At 42.7% G+C, this 18480-nt stretch carries 17 protein-coding genes; 12 read left to right on the top strand and 5 right to left on the bottom strand.

Features of this window, described 5'->3' with window-relative positions; all coding sequences use genetic code 11:
• The first annotated feature begins 19 nt into the window (after positions 1 to 19).
• From AC1ECB_RS19450 to AC1ECB_RS19435, 4 genes are read left to right on the top strand one after another with little or no spacing between them, the layout of a single operon-like run.
• Positions 20 to 769 carry a carbohydrate deacetylase gene (locus AC1ECB_RS19450; RefSeq protein WP_485665336.1) on the top strand — a complete coding sequence of 250 codons (750 nt, stop codon included), beginning with the start codon at positions 20 to 22 and terminating at the stop codon, positions 767 to 769.
• A gap of 45 nt (positions 770 to 814) precedes the next feature.
• Positions 815 to 1081, top strand: a complete 267-nt coding sequence (locus AC1ECB_RS19445) for an HPr family phosphocarrier protein (RefSeq protein WP_485665335.1) — start codon at positions 815 to 817, stop codon at positions 1079 to 1081.
• Positions 1082 to 1116: 35 nt separating this feature from the next.
• Positions 1117 to 2358, top strand: coding sequence for an exo-beta-N-acetylmuramidase NamZ family protein (locus tag AC1ECB_RS19440; protein WP_485665334.1), 1242 nt, complete (start codon positions 1117 to 1119; stop codon positions 2356 to 2358).
• Positions 2359 to 2379: 21 nt separating this feature from the next.
• Positions 2380 to 3237, top strand: coding sequence for a DUF2889 domain-containing protein (locus tag AC1ECB_RS19435; protein WP_485665333.1), 858 nt, complete (start codon positions 2380 to 2382; stop codon positions 3235 to 3237).
• Positions 3238 to 3277: 40 nt separating this feature from the next.
• Here AC1ECB_RS19435 and AC1ECB_RS19430 read toward each other — a convergent pair whose 3' ends face one another.
• Both AC1ECB_RS19430 and AC1ECB_RS19425 read right to left on the bottom strand, forming a co-directional pair.
• Entirely contained in the window at positions 3278 to 3913 is a 636-nt protein-coding gene (locus AC1ECB_RS19430) for a LysE family translocator (RefSeq protein ID WP_485665332.1), read from the bottom strand.
• A gap of 339 nt (positions 3914 to 4252) precedes the next feature.
• Positions 4253 to 4825, bottom strand: coding sequence for a nitroreductase family protein (locus AC1ECB_RS19425; protein WP_485665331.1), 573 nt, complete (start codon positions 4823 to 4825; stop codon positions 4253 to 4255).
• A 161-nt stretch (positions 4826 to 4986) separates the two neighbouring features.
• Here AC1ECB_RS19425 and AC1ECB_RS19420 point away from each other — a divergent pair, with 161 nt between their 5' ends.
• From AC1ECB_RS19420 to AC1ECB_RS19405, 4 genes are all read left to right on the top strand, one after another.
• Complete coding sequence (locus AC1ECB_RS19420) at positions 4987 to 5841, top strand: helix-turn-helix transcriptional regulator (RefSeq protein WP_485665330.1); 855 nt, start codon at positions 4987 to 4989, stop codon at positions 5839 to 5841.
• Between the two features lie 299 nt (positions 5842 to 6140).
• Positions 6141 to 6500, top strand: a complete 360-nt coding sequence (locus AC1ECB_RS19415) for a cupin domain-containing protein (RefSeq protein ID WP_021169690.1) — start codon at positions 6141 to 6143, stop codon at positions 6498 to 6500.
• 229 nt (positions 6501 to 6729) lie between these two features.
• On the top strand, positions 6730 to 7275 hold the full coding sequence (locus AC1ECB_RS19410; protein WP_485665329.1) for a flavodoxin family protein: 546 nt from the start codon (positions 6730 to 6732) through the stop codon (positions 7273 to 7275).
• Between the two features lie 20 nt (positions 7276 to 7295).
• A complete protein-coding gene (locus AC1ECB_RS19405) occupies positions 7296 to 7925 on the top strand; it encodes a flavodoxin family protein (protein ID WP_485665328.1) in 630 nt (209 codons plus the stop codon).
• Between the two features lie 154 nt (positions 7926 to 8079).
• On the opposite strand, the gene AC1ECB_RS19400 is transcribed toward AC1ECB_RS19405, so the two are convergent.
• The 3 genes from AC1ECB_RS19400 to AC1ECB_RS19390 all read right to left on the bottom strand — a co-directional run bounded on the left by AC1ECB_RS19400 (position 8080) and on the right by AC1ECB_RS19390 (position 12737).
• Entirely contained in the window at positions 8080 to 9810 is a 1731-nt protein-coding gene (locus AC1ECB_RS19400) for a B12-binding domain-containing radical SAM protein (RefSeq protein ID WP_485665327.1), read from the bottom strand.
• Positions 9811 to 10932, bottom strand: a complete 1122-nt coding sequence (locus AC1ECB_RS19395) for a cyclic nucleotide-binding domain-containing protein (protein WP_485665326.1) — start codon at positions 10930 to 10932, stop codon at positions 9811 to 9813.
• A gap of 170 nt (positions 10933 to 11102) precedes the next feature.
• On the bottom strand, positions 11103 to 12737 hold the full coding sequence (locus AC1ECB_RS19390; protein WP_485665325.1) for an ATP-binding protein: 1635 nt from the start codon (positions 12735 to 12737) through the stop codon (positions 11103 to 11105).
• A 447-nt stretch (positions 12738 to 13184) separates the two neighbouring features.
• Here AC1ECB_RS19390 and AC1ECB_RS19385 point away from each other — a divergent pair, with 447 nt between their 5' ends.
• The 4 genes from AC1ECB_RS19385 (at position 13185) to hutH (ending at position 17594) form a co-directional block, all read left to right on the top strand.
• The gene (locus tag AC1ECB_RS19385) at positions 13185 to 14615 is read left to right on the top strand and encodes an amino acid permease (protein WP_485669372.1); all 1431 of its coding nucleotides are present in this window, start codon (positions 13185 to 13187) and stop codon (positions 14613 to 14615) included.
• A 70-nt stretch (positions 14616 to 14685) separates the two neighbouring features.
• Positions 14686 to 15183, top strand: a complete 498-nt coding sequence (locus tag AC1ECB_RS19380; protein WP_485665324.1) for a HutP family protein — start codon at positions 14686 to 14688, stop codon at positions 15181 to 15183.
• A 304-nt stretch (positions 15184 to 15487) separates the two neighbouring features.
• Entirely contained in the window at positions 15488 to 15904 is a 417-nt protein-coding gene (tnpA, locus tag AC1ECB_RS19375; RefSeq protein WP_485664871.1) for an IS200/IS605 family transposase, read from the top strand.
• A 157-nt stretch (positions 15905 to 16061) separates the two neighbouring features.
• Positions 16062 to 17594 carry a histidine ammonia-lyase gene (gene hutH, locus AC1ECB_RS19370; RefSeq protein WP_485665323.1) on the top strand — a complete coding sequence of 511 codons (1533 nt, stop codon included), beginning with the start codon at positions 16062 to 16064 and terminating at the stop codon, positions 17592 to 17594.
• Positions 17595 to 18480: the final 886 nt, after the last annotated feature.

Here is an 18480-nt window from a genome sequence, read left to right as displayed (position 1 = left end):
GGGGAAGCGGGGATAAGATATGCTTGATTTAATAATAAATGCCGATGACCTCGGGTTAACACCCGGTTGTAACCAAGGGATTATCAAAGCACTAACTGCAGGGATTGTTACGGAAACTACCCTGATGGTTAACACCAGCTATACGCAGGATGCAGTAGAAAAACTTAAGCAGCATGGGGTAAAGCGGGTTGGTCTTCACCTAAACCTTACATTTGGCCAACCAATTATACCGGCGGCTCAAGTTTCTAGTCTGGTAGATGCTCAGGGACGGTTCCGGCGTAAGGCAGCTGAGGCGGTAACCTTTATGAAGACCGCTGATATAAAGCGCGAATTAAATGCCCAGGTTGAGAAATTCCTGGCTACTGGACTGGGTCTGACACATTTAGACAGCCACCATCATGTCCACACCTATCCGGAGGTACTGGAAATAGCCATCGAGCTGGCAAAGCAACTTGGCGCACCGCTGCGGCAAGGCAATGCGGTTGTTCAACAAGCCATTAGCAAGGCCGGTGTCGCAACTACTGATGCTATTGCACTTGAATTTTACGAGCAGGGTGCGAATATGAATCATTTAATACAAATTATCCAAAGTCACCCGCAGGGTACACTGGAGATTATGTGTCACCCGGCTGAGCCGGACCAACTGCTTTATGATATAAGCTCGTATAATCGGTGGCGGGAACAAGAATTGGCAGTCATGCTATCGATGGAAATACGAGAGTTCATCAATAATAATAATGTCCGGTTGGTCGGGTTTGATGCTTTGTAGGTATATTGTCAGTAGGGATAAAAATTGACTGTAAGGAGAATTTTCATGTTAGAACAGACTGTAACTATTGTAAATAAGGTGGGTTTACACGCCCGTCCGGCGGCTTTGTTGGTAAAAACAGCCAGCGACTTTCCCGGTGAAGTGCTGTTGGTAAAGGATGATAAAACCTATAATGCTAAAAGTATTCTTGCTATTATGAGCGCCGGGATTAAACAAAACGATAGCATCGTGGTTAGGATCAATGGTGAAGGGGAAGTTCAGGCTATGGAATCGGTTATTGCTCTCATCAAATCGGGATTTGGTGAAAATTAGATGTAATAAATTGTTGGAAACTGGGGGGAGAAGGCTTGAAAAATAAGTGGAATGGTATATGGATGACTGCAATGGTGGTCGCATTATTACTAATAGGAAGTGTTATCGGCTTTGCCAGTTCTGCGCAACCGGAAAAAACCAGGGTTAAACTGGGAATTGACAATGTTGATCAACACCTGGCGCTTTTTGACGGTAAAAGGGTTGGTCTTATCACTAATGCCACTGGTATGAACAGCCAGTATCAGAGCTCGATTGATGTTTTGGCGGCCAAGACTAATCTGGCAGCCTTATACTCCCCGGAACATGGCATTCGCGGCGCAGTTTCTGCTGGTGACAAGGTGGGCAGCCTTACAGATGCTAAGACTGGTTTGCCTGTATATAGTTTATATGGCGCTACCAAAAAGCCAACACCAGAGATGCTCCAAAATATAGATGTACTTGCTTTCGATATTCAGGATGTCGGCGCACGTTCTTATACTTATATCTATACTATGGCTTACGCGATGCAAGCAGCTAAGGAAAACGGCAAAACCTTTGTAGTATTTGATCGCCCCAATCCGATCGGGGGAGTGGCGGTGGAAGGTGGTCTTATTAAAAGCGGTTTTGAATCCTTTATTGGGATGTACCCCATTCCCATCAGGCACGGTATGACTGTTGGCGAGCTGGCGAGACTATTTAACCAAGAATTTGGGATTGGCTGTGATTTGACGGTTGTAGAAATGACCGGCTGGAGCCGGGAGATGTATTTTGCAGAGACAGGCTTGCCGTGGGTAATGACATCACCCAATATTCCCACACCAGATACGGCGCTGACCTATCCGGCGACAGGTATCTTTGGCGGTACTAATATATCGGAAGGTGTAGGAACGACCAGACCTTTTGACTTTGTCGGTGCTCCCTGGCTAGACGCTGAGAAATTTGCCGAGCGTATGAACGCCATGAAACTTCCGGGCGTAGTTTTCCGTCCGGCGTACTATATTCCCCGTTTTGGCAACTTTACTGGTCAAACGTGCGGCGGGGTTCAACTTCATGTAACGGATCGTAAAGCATTTATGCCTGTAAGGACAGGCTTGAGCTTGTTATTTACCGTTGAGGAACTAAGTGATGGCCAGTTTGCTTTTACATTCAGCGGTAAGGGAGCACCGATGATTGATTTGATTACCGGTGATGACGGACTGCGGCTTGGCAGGTATACATTAGAGGAATTGCTAGTGAGTTGGGAGCAAGAAGCTAAGGATTTCAAGGAAATGGCAAAAGCTTATTATATTTATCACTAGCGGCAACAGGGGGTCAATGTAATGAAATTTAATTTTCACTGCAATATATTTACAACAGTGCAACGAAGTGGTAAGAACGACATAGTAGCACAAAGTCATCTCGTTGATACCGTTATGAATGCGAGTGCCAAAATCAGGGCATCAGTCAATAGCTTTAAGATTTTCGATGCCAGATGGGATATCTACCATTCGCCTGGCGGCAAACTCAATGCTGGCGGCGAAGTTGTCGGTATGCACGGTGCTGAGGCTTATATTGACGCCGGTCCGGTGTTGCGAGCTGCGACTGAATCCTTAGGATCAATGCCCCGCTATCTTTTGACTGACTGCATCGCCGGTATTGTGTTGGGCGAAATTGGCATTTTTAAAGAAAGAGGTTACTCTAACCTTGATGAGTTGGAGCATTTCTGGCGGAAAAACCAGGCTACCTCTTGTTATCGTTTTGCCCATATGGATAGATCGACGCAAAGTTGGTCTGGTTACATTGAGGGCAACCGCAGCTGGACTGATTGCTTGTTCAACCGTACTAAGACCGCTACCATCTTTAGTGATGATTCTGGCAAAATAAAAGTGTGCGGCACACTCGCCGACTTTTACCATGAATTATCCATAATCGTAACTCTCGACAAAGGCATTGTTGTGGATTGTGACGGACAGTTTTTACGCTATCCGGACTCGATCTGTCTGGAATGTATCGGTCGCCTGAATGATCTGATCGGAAAATCATTAAATGAATTGACAAAAAAAGAACTCGGCCGCTACATTGGCGGTCCGTTGGGCTGCAGCCACTTGCTTGATATACTTGATCATATCAAGCTAACAATAAATCAGGCCGATAAATACGATAACCTACAACAAGGCAAGCAAGTAAACAAGGTATGAACCGTTTCAATACGGCTCATGCCTTGTTTTTTACCTGCTATTACGTTCTTTCCGCAAATGCCAATCGTATTCCCAGAGCAATCAGAATTGAACCTAAAGTACGGTCAAGCCAAGAGTTAATCGCTTGATTTCTCCGTAGACAGCCAGTGATTTTGGCAGCAAGAAAAATAACAGAGAATTCGACGACAAAGCCCATTAGAATAACCAGAATACCTAGTCCAAATAACTGAAGTGGTACAACCCCTATTTCCGGACGAATAAACTGCGGTAAGAAAGCCATAAAGAAAATGGCAGCCTTTGGATTTAGAATATCAACAAGCATTCCTTGTTTAAATGCCGCCCATGAGGATACTTCTACTATTTTTGCTGCAGATAACTCCGGGATAGTTCCGGCGCTGCGCAAATTTTTGATTCCTAAGTAGATTAAATAGGCAGCTCCTACGTACTTTACAACAGAAAAGGCAATAGCTGAGGTTGCGAGAATAGCAGAAAGCCCCAGTGCGGCAGCAGTCACATGTACTAAAGCACCGGTACCGACGCCAAGTGAAGAAGCCATGCCGGCGTTTTTACCACAAGCGATTGTCCGGGAGAGTATGTAGAATAAATCAGGCCCTGGTGAAATATTAATGGCTAGTGAAGTTGAAAGGAATAGTATCCAATAGGTAAGATCGTCCATATTTTCACCTCCAATTTTCTTATTTTAGCGCAGAATGTGAATTGGCGTAACTCTGAAGAATGTCCAGCATATTCCACCACGGTTACTATTATACACTATCAGCTCCCCATCTAAAAATGAATAGCTTGTGACATAGCGTAAATAAAAAAAGTGCTCTAGGGCCAAGAGTATCAAAGCTTTAGAGCACTTTCAGGTTATTTCTTTTGACTAGCCGAGTTTAAGAATGTCGTGATTGTGGGCAATGGTGACGATAAAATTCTTTCGAGACACGGGGTCATCTTGGAGGCAGATGTAAAGATATTCCGCCTGGCATGGCTTTGTTTAACTTTGGACCAAAAACTACGCAAATATAATCTCAAACGGTTTTCTCTTGTTCGAACTTTCGGTAACAGATTTTTTGCTTGCTGGATGGCCGATAATCAGCGGTGCAACTAATGCGTAATTTTCTGGAACTCCCAGTTCCTTTTTTACAATTGGGTCAGCGAATATATTATGGGCTTCCCCAATCCAACAGCACCCAAGCCCCTCTTCCTCGGCAAGAAGATGGAGATTGCCTGCGACCATGCTGCAGTCATAAATGTACCAGTAGGAGTCGGTGTTTCCATAGATGATGATAATTGAGGAGGCGTTGTAGAATATATTGGCCGTGGGATCGCGAAATGTTTTTTCATACTGTTGCATATGCGGAGAGGTAGGGAGATTCTCCAACCACATCTTCTTAGCCGCATCCGAGTATGCTTTCATTTTTGCCTTATCTGTGATGACAACAAACCGCCATGGCTGATTGTTCGAACCACTTGGCACCCAGACTGAATTATTGATTAATTCGGTTAACTTTTCTTTTGGCAACACCTCATCAGTAAAATTCCTGCATGAGGTACGCCTTCTGCTGAGGGTTCTGATCATTTCCATATAAATTCCCCTTTCTCTTATCCCCGACAGATCTTGGTGATGATTATTCATTGCCGTTATAACATCTATTTCTTTATCCTCCTTGTTAATAGATATTTGACAAAATGTATGTTATCATTATTACAAAGTTTTTATCCTATTGCCAGGAGTGAAATTATCCTATGATTAATACTCCCACTAAAAACCTTGAGGAAATCCGGCGAATAGAATTATCGAAGTTTTTACGTACTCGTCGAGAACGGATAAACCCTGAAAATTATGGATTGCCTATTTCGCCAAGACGCCGAACTCCCGGACTCAAACGTGAAGAAGTGGCTCAACTCGCTGGGGTAAGCGTTTCATGGTATACATGGTTGGAACAAGGACGTCCTATTCAGGTTTCAGAACAAGTCTTAAATAGTATTGCTCGTGTTTTTCAACTTGATTGGGCAGAACGCAAACATCTATTTGTACTTGCCAAAGATTATTATCCCACTCAGGAATTAGCTACAGATAATACTTGTTTTATTAGTTCAAACTTACAACAAGTGCTTGATGTATTCGGTATTTGTCCTGCCTATGTTATGGATCAGCGCTGGCAAGTTGTAGCTTGGAATAAAAGCGCATGTAAGATTTTTGCGGATTTTTCCACCCTATCTCCCCGTGATAAGAATCTTATCTGGCTTTTATTTACTGATCCTTATCAAAAAGAATTATTAGTGGAATGGGAAAAAGAGGCCAAACGGTGCCTTGCAATGTTTCGAATTAGTAGCGATCAATATATTGCGGAGCCATGGTTCAATGAATTAGTAAATAGTTTGAAAAATATCAGTCCTCATTTCAGGAAATGGTGGGATTTGTATGATATTCAAGTCCCACAAGGAAAGTGCAAAAAAATAAATCATCCTGTAGTTGGCCCAGTAACATTGCAACCTACAACATTATTATCTGCAGAATCTCCTGAATTAAGAATCATGGTTTATACCCCACTTTTGGATGAAGACACAAATAAGCTTATTAAATTGAATTCCGTCTAAAAACCTGGATAGAGGTCTCGCCAGCAAAGCGCTTTGCTAGCGAGACCTCTATATATAATGAATTACTATTTTTTTTTATGCCCATAATTATTTATTTACGAATCGTAATGTTGAGTAGTTATTTTGTTACTACTTGTTGCTCTATTTAAATAAAAATAAATTATTAGCAGGATTTATTTTCTATTAGTAAAATGTTTGGTTAAATTGGTTACTTATAGATAAAAATACTGATAAATATGTTACAATTAGATAAGAAGGATCTTTTTGTATGAATAAATATAATTGGGGAGTGTAAAGTTATGGAGAAAATAGTTCTTTCTAAGAAATTTAGTCTTTTTACAGAATACTGGAGTCCGAAGATAGTAGGCGAGTTAAATAATTCTTACATAAAGCTGGCCAAATTAAAAGGAGAATTTGTTTGGCATCACCATGACAACGAGGATGAAATGTTTTTTGTTGTAAAAGGACGACTAGTAATAAAATTCAAAGATAAAGATGTTGTGTTGGATGAAGGTGAACTGATTGTTATTCCAAAAGGAGTTGAACATCTTCCTATTGCAGAGCACGAAGTACATGTGATGCTTATCGAACCTAAAACTACTTTGAATACTGGTAATATAGTAAATGAGAGGACAGTTGAAAATTTGAATAGAATATAGGTAGTGACGCCCGAATAGAAATACTAACTAAAGATCCCTCCTTAGCTACATATAGAAATGAAAATAATACATGGTATAAAAAAGGATACTATACCACAAAAAAGTGCATACTTGCAAGTTGAGCTATTAGTATGTATTATAAAGCACAGGATAGTATTTCCAGGAGCAAAACGCAACGCCATTAACTAGCAGTCTCTTGGGAGTATCCTTTACTAAAGGAGGAATCTATATGTTAAAAAATATACTCGTTTTAACAGGTAGCCCTAGAAAAGGCGGCAATAGCGATAAGTTGGCCGATGCATTCATTGCCGGCGCCCGGCAGGCGGGACACACGACTGTAAAATATACAACTGCCGATAAAAAAATCAAGGGATGTATAGACTGTCAGACTTGTTTCCAAAATGGTACCGCCTGTTCTGTTCCAGATGATTTTAATGAGCTTGCGCCGCTTCTGGAACAAGCCGATATGGTTGTGTTCGCAACACCATTGTACTGCTTCTCGTTTCCGGCACAGTTGAAAGCTGCTATTGACAAGTTCTATTCTTATTTAATATCGAAAAGGACATTGAAGGTAAAGGAATGTGCGCTTCTAGTCAGCGGAGGTGCGAAAGATGAAACTAAGTTCGAGGGTATTGTTAAGTCCTATAAACTAATTGCTGAATTTCTGAATTGGAAGGATAGCGGCATAATCATTGCACCAGGGCTTCATGATAAAGATGATATTCTGAAGACCGACGGACTAAAGCGGGCTGAAGCATTGGGGAAAAACATTTAATTATACAGGAGGTACTGTTTATGAAAGTAGTTGCATTTAATGGAAGTCCTAAAAAGGAAGGAAACACTTATTATGCTCTAAAAATTGTAGCTGAGGAACTTGAAAAGGAAGGAATAGAAGTCGATATTGTTCATGTTGGCAACAAAACAATAAGAGGATGCCTTGCTTGTAACGCCTGTGTCAAAAATAATAATGAGAAATGTATAATTGATAATGATGAAGTAAATGAATGGATACAAAAAATGAAAATGGCTGATGGCATACTATTAGGCTCACCTGTCCATTATTCGGCTATAGGCGGAACGATGAAGTCCTTTTTGGATAGAGCATTCTATGTTGCCAATACAGGTTTTTTAAGGCATAAGGTAGGAGCGGCTGTTGTTGCTGTTAGGCGATCAGGTGGAGTTACTACGTTTAATCAACTAAATAATTATATTAACTATGCTGAAATGCTTATGCCAAGCACAAATTACTGGAATGTTATCCATGGGATGAGACCGGGCGAAGCTCTAGAAGATGAAGAAGGAAGACAAATAATGAGAGTTCTGGGGAAAAACATGGCCTGGCTCATGAAAATAGTTGAAAATGGACAACAAACTATAAAAGAACCAGAAAGAGAAAATAAAATACTTACTAACTTTATTCGATAGTGAAAGTGAGGCATGAACCATTTAATGTGGTTCATGCCTCGTTTTTCGTGTGTCCGGCATGGGCATTTACTCGTTGATGAAAGTTGAATATGGGAAGTGATAGTGCCAAACGATAGTCTGGAAAGGGAAGGCTAGTGCAAAGTCCAGGTCGGGATTATAGTGTATTTGAGGCCGCAATTTGCCTACTGACTTTATTGATGGCTGCTGCAATCTCGCGTGTATAGTCCGAACTACCGCTCATGATGTCAATAAGCGTACGCTGCTTAAAGATAAGTAGATCGGTCTTAGAACTAAGTCCGATCGCCTCGGTCATCATTAAGTATTCATCTGAAATATCTGTGGGAATGCCAAGGCTTGCCGCGTAGGCTCGCAGCTTGCCTGTCTCGTTAAGCAAAGTCTTGCCTTCCATAGTGTTGAGAGCAAACCCCATATCCTTCCATAGCTCGGCAGGTTTGTAAATAGAGTATTCGTAGCGCATGAAATTCTGCGCAAAAGCTGCCGCTCCTTCTGAAAATGTGAAACCGTATTTTTCCGGATTACAATACCAGCTTGTTTCCGGAAACGGTCCCGGCGGGTTTACAATGACAGTATCAGGCAGCGTTGCATCAATAAGATCAACATTGGCGTTGTACACTTCATTCAACTCAACTTCTGGAGGCAACGGGCAAGGGTAAATGAGTGACAGTCCGATACGGCATGGTAAGCCGGCAGCATCTGAGGCCAGCCTAATTGTTGCGATAGTACCGACAATGTCCTGTTTCGTTACCCCTTTGTTCATGACCAGCTGATTAACATCATCATGTCCGGTTTCGCCACCCATAAATACTGCTCGTAATCCCGCCTGAATCATAAGGCGATAGGCAGTAAGCATTTCTTGGTTGGGCTTACCGGCACGGATAAACATGGAGTACCGGATGGTAAGACCACGCGCCAGAATTGCTTCTGCAATATTCCGGCCATGTTCGATAGTGGTTTCCGAGCTGCTAAAGCGAAAAAAAGCAATTCCGCGCTGCAGCATGGTTTCCATTTCAGTAATAATATCGGCTACTGGCCGGGGGGTAAAGGGAACTGTGCAGCGGGTATGGGAGCAAAAATTACAACTATTCCAACTGCAGCCAACACCATCGACAATCGTATGAAAGTGAATTTTATCTTCAAGATCTGCATCCCGGTAGTCCGGGATTGTCTGGCTAGCTAAACTTTGTACAAGTTCTTCTTTGTCACCGGCAAAGCCGCCGGTTTTGAGCAAAGTTCCGCCAAAGGTCTTTTGCACCTGGTCAAGAAAGGTGCTCCTAGTATGGTTCTGGCGGCGCAGGTTAACAAGTTTGGCAAGTATTTCTTCACCAGGCCCCATGATCGCAAGATCAAAGCAGGGTTCACGCAGTACAAAGTCGCCATATACCTTAACCTGTGGCCCACCAACGATTATTATTGTTTCAGGGCAGTGATTTCTGACTGCCGTTGCCAGCTCGCAGCTCCATTTGAAAGCATCTCCGTACCAAAGCTTGAGTCCCAGTAGCGGGATATTTTTGGATTTTATCTCCTTGACAATTTGTTCAATCCTGGCTTGCATATATTCGTGTCTGCAATGCAGTGTATAAGCGTGAAGCGGCCAGGATGCCAGCAGCAGCCCGTGGCCAAGTAACTTGTTATGGTAGGTTTTAAGCTGCAGTTTGACTATTGCTCGTAAGAGACGCACGCACCTGGCAGGTATTCTTTTTTCCAAGGATGTTATCCTTTGATCGTCGATGACCTCTGCCAGAATATCCTTTGTTTCAAGGTAGGTTCTGAGTATTGCCAGACTGTTTTCCAGCGCGGTATCGGACACAACCCGCTGCCGGGGTGCAAAGCTGTTAACCAATAGGATTTCAAGTGTGCTATTCATTTATTTAACCTCCCTATTTTGATTGATAAAATGCAGTTTTCCTGGAATCTCGGGGAAAGAACGACATAATTTTTCGAAAGGAGCACGCGATAGTACCAAAATGACTGAGTTTTCAGTCGCGATGACATCATTATGATGATGGGTCTGATCTAAGATACCGATGTCGCCAAAAATGTCACCAGGTTTGATTGGTGAAGCCTGGCCGTTAAGCACGCTCATTTGACCGGCAAGAAGGATATTTACCTCATTGCAGACGTCCCCCCGTCGAATGAAATAGTGCTCACGGCTGCATTCGATAAGGGTGCCAATTTTCAGGAGTTGCCCGGCTTCCTCGTCATTTAGGTCACGTAAAATCTCCAGATTGGTAACAGGGTTACCGACTAACTGTTTAATGGTATTCCAATGGTCTTGACTGCTTGTAAGAATACCAACAGGATATTTGAAGGCTTCTGGCACATTGCTTGCCAGCCATTGTTTAGCTGCCGGAGAATTTGTTAGTTTTCTTGCCAGGCGTAGATACGGAGATTTCACAGCTTTAAAGTGGTCAATGTCTTCAGTCAGCAGTAATGTCGGCACAATAAAGCCATATCCAGGATCCTGGAAGCCTGGAGCAATTTGGCGATAGCCTAATTGCTCGTACATAGGAATAAGATAAGGATTCGAACCACTGAAACTAAATTGAACATTATGCTGACGCGACAACTCATAGACTTTGGCCATGAGTCTGAAAGATAACGGGGTTTTGCGCAGGCAGGGATCAACCATAAGTTTAGTAGCGAAACACATGGTTTTCCTTGCCGGGTCAAATTCTTGATAGCGATTTAACTGAAATATCTGGCCCAACCGTGCTGGAAAGTCTTTGGCACCACCAATCACAGCCCGTGCAGTACCAACTATTTGACCATTTAACTCTGCATAGGCCAGATGACTCCAGGAATCCATTTCTTCAGAGATACTCTTTTTTACATGGTCGGCTCCGGGGATAGATCTTTTCATTTCTTCCACCTGAATCTTATAGCGAAATTGATAAATTGCCTGTCGTTCCTGCTCTGTGACAGCATCTTTAATTTGGACGTGTTCACAATCCTGATTTGTTTGCGTGGAGTATTGCTTATTTAGCATACTTTCGTCACCTCTTATTTTTGTTGTTATCAGGCAAATAGAGTTTTAACTGGAGGATCCACAAAATCACCTGCCTTTCTATTTACCTCTCGGTGCAACCAGCGTGAAATCATCTCTGGCGGCAGAAATAAAAAAAAAGACCTCTCGGCCTTTTTTCCAGTAGTAAGGAGCTAGCTGTTAGGAAATATAACATTTATCGTTGTTCCAGCTGGCCCAGTGTTAATATCCAGTTTAGCATTATGTCTAAGACAAATACGATAGCAGATAGCCATTCCCAAGCCTGTGCCATTTTCCTTAGTTGTAAGAAAGGGCTTACCCAGGTTGTCCATGACATGGTCAGGAATTCCTTTACCCTGATCAGTGACAGTAAGTGTTGTATTATTTCCGCTAGCCAATGTTTTAATTTCCAGCTTTCCGCCTGATGTCATTGCCTCAATAGCGTTGCGGGTGAGGTTAAGTATAAGTTGCTTGATTTCTTTATCGTCAATATACAGTACCGGAATATCGCCCAGGTTTAATTCTACGGTGACTTGTGATGGTACTGCAGTTGCCTGTACTAAGGGGTGAAGTGCCAGTAAAATATGATTCAAATTGCATTTTTTCATTTCAACGATTTTATTTTTGCTAAGTGATAGATATTCAGTAATGATCTGATTGGTGCGGTCAAGTTCTTCCAATAAAAGACCAAATTGCTCCTTATAATTGATGAAATCGTTTTTCTTTCCTAGAAGCTGCAGGTAACCCCGTACGGTTGTCAGGGGATTGCGGACTTCGTGGGCAAAATTGGCAGCCATTTCGCCAACAATATTTAGTCGGTCAAGCCGCGATACGTCTTCCTCTAATAGTATTCGCCTGGTAATATCCCGCACAATACCCTCGGCAGCTATGGGACGGCCAGTGGAATCAACAACAAATGAGTTTTTTTGTTCTGCCCATACGATATCCCCATTTCTCGCTCTTACCCGCAGAGTTACGAAACCATCAGGGAGATTGCCGGCAGTTGCTGTTTTTCTCAATTTAGCGCGGTCATCAGGGTGAATGATACGCATAACCTGCCGAAGTGTCCGGAAGTGGTCGGGCGGATAACCTGTCAGGTGAGTCACCGCCGGACTAATATAATCAAATCCTGCAGGTGAATTGAAGTTGTATCGGTAGATAACATCGGTGGTATTTCTGGCAAGCAACTGATAGTATTGTTCTAATTCATTTCTGGTTTTTTCGAAATAGACGAGGATAATTCCTATAGCGATGGCGTATCGGAGTAATCCATCAATTAAATAGCCCCAGGGTGCAAACCAACTTAGGCAAAATAAGAATGGCATGTCGAAAGCATGCACTCCTAAAAGAACAAATGCAGAAGCGGTAAGCCATTTTCCCATACCATGGGCACAACTATTCCAAATGACCAAGCCGGTATAGATGTAGGCGGAGCCAACAAAAGCTACCCCAGGAAGCATATATAGACTGGGTGCCAGTCCCCCAAAAATACCGAGAAAGGAAAGCGTTGAGAATCCTAAGGCCGTTACCAGCCACTTCGGTGATAAGCGTTTGCCCGCAAAACCTACTGCCCCTGCAATCATGAGCAGACTGTTGGCAAAAGACAGTCCAATATAGAGAAAGGATGGCACGATTAATTGTTCGCCAAAAGGTTTGTCCAAAAAGACAAGCCTGATTTCCTGTAAGATCCATACCAACACCCATTCTGCCAGATAACTTTGCTTATATTGAATAAATAGGTAGGTATAGGTTAATACCATTAAGGCAGTAGCAATAATGTTTGTTGTGATAGCCGTATCAAGCGACATGCAGATTCCTCCTAGGTGCGTTCACTTACAACACTTTCGACAACTTCTAGAAAACTTCCTGGAATTCCTCTACATATTTCGACTTGCCCGGTTATAAAAATGCAAAAAACGTCATCCGAGGAAAGACTTACTTCCAATTCTGAATCTGATGCTTAAATGGGGGAAATTATAGGAAGGGGATTGACGAAATAATTTCTATAATTTATAATAGACTTAAAGTTCGAAAAATTACATCATATTCCGTTTGTTATGCCTATAGCTATTAGATATTAGGGGGCAAAACTCTATTTTGAGTTTTGCTCTTTTTTATTTGGCCATTGCTGCTGTTCATCCTATTTAGGCCAAGCATATTTCAAATCAATCAAACCGGGGGAGGGGGAAGAAGTCGCACAGCATACCGAAAATCAAAAGGATTTGTAAAGCTTGTAAAAGGTTGGGGGAATAATGATGACAACACCAACAGTAAATCTTGAGCAACTTTGTCCGGAGAAGTCCGGGCTCAAACGTGATATGAAGTCACGTCACCTCATGATGATTTCTATTGGAGGAACGATTGGCACCGGGCTATTTATGGGCTCAGGCCAGGTAATCAGCCAAGCTGGACCGTTTGGTGCTATTCTAGCCTATTTATTTGGTGGTTTTGTAATGTATCTGGCGCTCTTGTGTTTAGGTGAATTAGCAGTGGCCATGCCTGTGGCTGGTTCATTTCAGACCTATGCCTCGCGGTTTATTTCGCCGGGTACTGGTTTTACTGTCGGCTGGTTGTATTGGATTAATTGGGCGGTTTGTATTGCTGCCGACTTTACTGCTGCCGGTATTATTATGGCAGCTTGGTTTCCGGAGGTTGCCGTTTGGATTTGGTGCGCAATCTTTGCGGTGGTGTTAGCCGCGTTGAACTTGATTTCTGTCAAGGTATACGGGGAGACTGAATTTTGGTTTGCCAGTATAAAAGTAGTGGCTATCGTTGGCTTTATTATTGCCGGTGCCGGATTAATGTTTGGTTTTGCTGGCCGGGAAGGTGCAATCGGCTTATCGAATTTTGGTATAGGCTCTGGTCTTTTTCCTAACGGGGGCTGGGCTGTATTTTTAACCATGATTACGGTAGTATATTCCTTCCAGGGATCAGAATTGGTCGGGATTGCAGCTGCTGAATGCGAAAATCCCGGCAAAAACGTGCCGCGTGTCATTAAAGGGATTGCTTTGCGAATTGTGCTTTTTTATGTGTTTGCCATGATTGTACTGGCGGCTACTATTCCATTTAGGGAAGCCGGTCTGCTGGAAAGTCCGTTTGCTCATGTATTTGGCCGTATTGGCATTCCGCTTGCCCAGGATATTATGAGCTTTGTTGTGCTTACTTCTGCTTTGTCGGCAGGTAATTCTGCGCTATATGTTTGTTCGCGGCTGCTCTGGTCAATGTCCAAGGATAAGCAGGCACCTGGCTGGTTATCAAAGTTGAATTCGCGGGGAGTTCCTTTTTATGGCGTACTTGTGACCCTGGCGCTATCTGGTTTATCCTTGCTTACCAGTGAGTTTGCCGCAGATACTGTGTACTTGTGGCTTATGTCCAGTGTAGGTTTGACAGGTTGCCTAATCTGGTTTATCATTGCCTGGTGTCAGCTTAACTTCCGCAAGAATTTCATGCAGTTAGGCGGCAAATTGGAAGAACTGATTTTCAAAACTCCATTTTACCCCATTGTGCCTGTCATTGCCATGTTATTAAACGTCGGCATTATTCTCAGCCTATATTTTGATGAATCACAGCAAATTGTTTTGTATACCGGTATACCGGTCGTGGTGTTTATCTATCTGTATTATATATTGGTGCATAGTAAAAAAGGCGAAAATGCCAACGCGGTGGATAGTAGTTTGAAAGCATAGCACTTTAGCCTTGACTTTTTTCAAGAGCTGACTTATGATGCAACTAAGATATCTTCCGTAGATAAGAGATATGAGTGTAGCGGCAGGTGCTAATTTGCCCACAGAAATAGGGAGAAAGCATGGATATAGTTCAATGATGAGTTTGGGAAAAATAGCTGTGTTATCAGTCTTGCAATCAGAACCGGAAGAGGTCAGGTTGCTGGATCAGAGCTTGCCATCAGGCTACAAAGTATATAAAAGCAAAGTGGGATCGATGGATTCAGCGAAGATTTTTGCAGCTATCGAAACAGCTGCAAAGCGCGAAGGTTTTATTAGCAGCAATTATCGGGAAGAACACGCCTTATACCATAGTATTCTTGAAGCCTATCAGGGTATCTGCCGGGGCAATGCAGGCTTAGGTAATGTATTGCGCAGTGCAGGTTTGTTATATAGCATCGTCCGCGGACCCAGAACAGTCGGTTGTGCTGATGACGGCGAATGGATTGCGGTTGCCTTGTACGGTTATATGGGAGCACCCATGAAGGGCTTTGAGCATGAAGTGCTTGGCCTGGGGATGAATCCGATTTGATCAGCTTAATAAAAAATAAAGCAGTAATAATAAAGTTAACCCAAAGTTATGAGATATAAGGGGTAAACTCAGTAATGAGTTTACCCCTTATATATTAAATAAAGGAGATACTACTTATGAATAATAAATAAATTGCCAGGCATTTCGTAGACTGAATTCGATAAATGATAATCCTAATCCCCCAGCTATGCTGGGGAGAACAGAGTAAGCAGAAGCGTTACTGCGGGTGAACTAAAAAACCTCCTGTGTTAGTATGATACTGGTGTCGCAAGCCAATATCAGAGAACATAGGAGGTTATCCAAAATGGACAGTTCAAGCTTATCACATACAAAATGGAAATGCCAGTATCACATAGTTTTTATACCGAAGTACAGAAGGAAAGTTCTGTACGGAAAAATAAGGGCGGATGTGAGAGAAATATTAAAAAAGCTCTGCAAATACAAAAATGTAGAAATTATTGAAGGAGCAGTATGTGCTGATCATGTACATTTATGCGTAAGTATCCCGCCCAAATTGAGTGTAGCAGAATTTATGGGATATTTGAAAGGGAAGAGTGCGTTAATGATATACGATGTACATCCAGATCAGGGGAGTAAGTGGAATAGAGCATTTTGGGCACGAGGCTATTATGTAGCAACAGTGGGAAATATCACGGAGGAAGCAATTAAGAGATATATACAAGAACAACAGGAAGAAGCAAAAAAAGAAGAAAAGAACTAAAAGAGCCTCTTTCAGAGGCCGATGGTAACAATGCTTGCGATACCCGCCTTTTAGGCGTAGCAAGTAATCAGCCCTTACAGGGCTAATAACAAGCCACCACTTGAAGTGGTGGTCGTATGACTAAAAATTTGATAAATTAATCAGGAGGCCTGAAAAAATGATAATATTAGACGGATATTCTTTGACATTAGCCGATGTGGTAAAGGTGGCCCGGGGCTATGAAACAGTGGAATTAAGTGAAGCAGGGCGTAAGCAAATTATCGACAGTCGGAAAATTGTAGATAAAATTTTGGAAGAAGAAAGTCCGGTCTACGGAATTTCTACGGGTTTTGGCGATTTTAGCCAGATATTTATTTCCAAGGAAAAACGGGAAAAGCTGCAAAGAAACTTAATATTAAGCCATGCGACTGGTGTGGGGCAATATTTACCTGAGGATGTTGTGCGGTCAGCCATGGTGCTTAGAGCTAATTCACTGGCAAAAGGCTATTCGGGAATTAAACTTTCGTCTGTAGAAATGCTGCTAGCAATGTTAAATAAGCGAGTGTGTCCGGCTGTTCCGGCGAAAGGCTCGGTAGGGGCTAGTGGTGATTTGGCTCCTCTTTCCCATATGGTATTAGTCATGCTGGGGGAAGGCCAGGCTATTGTCAATGGTAAGCTGGTGAGTGGGGCCGAAGCGTTAGCGCAAAGCGGCCTCAAGCCGGTGGCGCTTGGCGGTAAGGAAGGATTGGCCCTGATTAATGGTACTCAGATTATGACCGCTGTAGGTTGTATGGTCTGGCAGGATGCTGTTGATCTTATGAAGACAGCTGATGTGGCCGCCGCGCTTTGCATCGAAGCCCTTAAAGGAACCCGTACTGCTTTTGATCCGCGTATCAGCCAAGTCAGGCCGCATGTCGGACAGCTTGCTACTACAGAGAACATGTTGCGACTGACGGCTGACAGTGCTATTATTGAATCCCATGTCAATTGCTCCAAGGTGCAGGATGCCTATTCCCTGCGCTGCGTACCTCAGGTTCATGGCGCATCCAAAGATGCCTTGCGGCGGATGGAAGAAACATTAACAGTCGAAATTAATGCCGCTACTGATAATCCGTTGATTATGCCTGATACGGGCGAAGCCATCTCTGGTGGCAACTTCCATGGGCAGCCTATTGCATTAGTCATGGATTATCTCAAACTGGCTTTGGCGGAGATCGGCAATATCTCCGAGCGGCGCACCAACCGTTTGCTTGATTCCCATTTAAGCGAGTTACCACCGTTTTTGACCGCCTATCCCGGTGAAGATTCCGGTTTGATGATTACCCAGTATACAGCTGCTTCCTTGGTATCGGAGAACAAGGTACTTGTTCATCCGGCCAGTGCGGATTCGATTCCCACCTCGGCGAACCAGGAAGATCATGTAAGTATGGGGACAATTGCCGCCCGGCAGGCGCGGGAGATCCTGGATAATGTGCGTTATATACTGGCAATTGAGTGTTTGGCAGCTGCGCAGGGTATTGATTTCTTGTCGCCGCTGAACCCGGGCAAAGGTACCGGCGCAGCGCACAAGGCTATTCGTCAGGTAGTGCCTCATTTAGATGAAGACAGAATGCCTGCTCCGGATATCCAGAGCATTTATGATTTAATTGCTGACAGAACACTGGTAATAAAAGTAGAAGAAGCGATTGGAACGCTGAAAATAAGCGGATAAAGGAGCGTATGAACACGAGGTTCTGGGTTTAGGGATGAATCCGTTATAATACCAAGACGTTTTTAAAGAAATTTGTGTTATGAATAGAGCAAGTACCCATAACTTAGCCGTGCTTAGGTTATGGGTACTTGCTTGTCACGTTTCGACGGTATCTTGCCCCTGCAGGTTGCGCGGGTGGCAGGCAAGAGCTATGGATTTACCGAGCAGGATAAAAGAAAAGTGGAGTGAACAAGCGCAGCAGAATAATCGGAATTCCTAAGAATAGAAATTAGAAAAGTCTTGATTTTATTTTGGTGATAGAATAAAATTATACTAACAACTGATTTAAAATAATAAATTGTTAGTTGGGAGCTGTATTTTAAATACGTATGGCTTATGTAAAATGAAGCTAAGGCGGATAACAAATAAGAGTATAAAAATGAATAGGTAAGTAAGTTAGCGGTGGAGTCTGCAACAAGGACTTCGTCTTTTCTTTTTTAGGATAATAATGTGATTGCAATGAATGGATATGCTAATATTGAGGAGGAGATATTATGATGAGATTTATTTGGGGTGTTCTATTTTTTTTATGCTAAGTAACACGGTGTATGCAATTTCTCCAATTACTAGTGATGTTAGCAAAGAGGCCCAGAATTACGGAAAAATATATGCACATAGCCAAGTCGACGATTTTTTGCGACCATGGACATCTTATGAGGAAAAAGCTGAGATGCTTAATTTATATTAAAAAGCTGCGAAAGCAGGAACACGATTTTCCTGAGTGAATTGCATTAAAGACATTTTTAATCCAGTATTTGTTTTACAAAAGGTGGAGTCTGCACAGGGCTACATTTGTATTTTGTAATAGCATTAGTTGTTATCGGAAAAGAAGGTGTTTTAGTGGATG

The sequence above is a fragment of the Sporomusa sp. 246TCP1 genome (assembly GCF_057319775.1).
The sequence above is the reverse complement of the archived record's forward strand: the minus strand, read 5'-3'. Positions and strand labels throughout refer to the sequence as shown.

Excerpts from the sequence above, each read along its gene's own strand:
- AC1ECB_RS19435 (WP_485665333.1), top strand. The coding sequence starts at position 2,380 with ATGAAATTTAATTTTCACTGCAATATATTTACAACAGTGCAACGAAGT.
- AC1ECB_RS19390 (WP_485665325.1), bottom strand. The coding sequence starts at position 12,737 with ATGTCGCTTGATACGGCTATCACAACAAACATTATTGCTACTGCCTTA.
- AC1ECB_RS19430 (WP_485665332.1), bottom strand. The coding sequence starts at position 3,913 with ATGGACGATCTTACCTATTGGATACTATTCCTTTCAACTTCACTAGCC.
- AC1ECB_RS19445 (WP_485665335.1), top strand. The coding sequence starts at position 815 with ATGTTAGAACAGACTGTAACTATTGTAAATAAGGTGGGTTTACACGCC.
- AC1ECB_RS19380 (WP_485665324.1), top strand. The coding sequence starts at position 14,686 with ATGAGTGTAGCGGCAGGTGCTAATTTGCCCACAGAAATAGGGAGAAAG.
- AC1ECB_RS19410 (WP_485665329.1), top strand. The coding sequence starts at position 6,730 with ATGTTAAAAAATATACTCGTTTTAACAGGTAGCCCTAGAAAAGGCGGC.
- AC1ECB_RS19425 (WP_485665331.1), bottom strand. The coding sequence starts at position 4,825 with ATGGAAATGATCAGAACCCTCAGCAGAAGGCGTACCTCATGCAGGAAT.
- AC1ECB_RS19385 (WP_485669372.1), top strand. The coding sequence starts at position 13,185 with ATGACAACACCAACAGTAAATCTTGAGCAACTTTGTCCGGAGAAGTCC.
- AC1ECB_RS19415 (WP_021169690.1), top strand. The coding sequence starts at position 6,141 with ATGGAGAAAATAGTTCTTTCTAAGAAATTTAGTCTTTTTACAGAATAC.
- AC1ECB_RS19450 (WP_485665336.1), top strand. The coding sequence starts at position 20 with ATGCTTGATTTAATAATAAATGCCGATGACCTCGGGTTAACACCCGGT.
- AC1ECB_RS19405 (WP_485665328.1), top strand. The coding sequence starts at position 7,296 with ATGAAAGTAGTTGCATTTAATGGAAGTCCTAAAAAGGAAGGAAACACT.
- tnpA (WP_485664871.1), top strand. The coding sequence starts at position 15,488 with ATGGACAGTTCAAGCTTATCACATACAAAATGGAAATGCCAGTATCAC.
- AC1ECB_RS19400 (WP_485665327.1), bottom strand. The coding sequence starts at position 9,810 with ATGAATAGCACACTTGAAATCCTATTGGTTAACAGCTTTGCACCCCGG.
- AC1ECB_RS19420 (WP_485665330.1), top strand. The coding sequence starts at position 4,987 with ATGATTAATACTCCCACTAAAAACCTTGAGGAAATCCGGCGAATAGAA.
- hutH (WP_485665323.1), top strand. The coding sequence starts at position 16,062 with ATGATAATATTAGACGGATATTCTTTGACATTAGCCGATGTGGTAAAG.
- AC1ECB_RS19395 (WP_485665326.1), bottom strand. The coding sequence starts at position 10,932 with ATGCTAAATAAGCAATACTCCACGCAAACAAATCAGGATTGTGAACAC.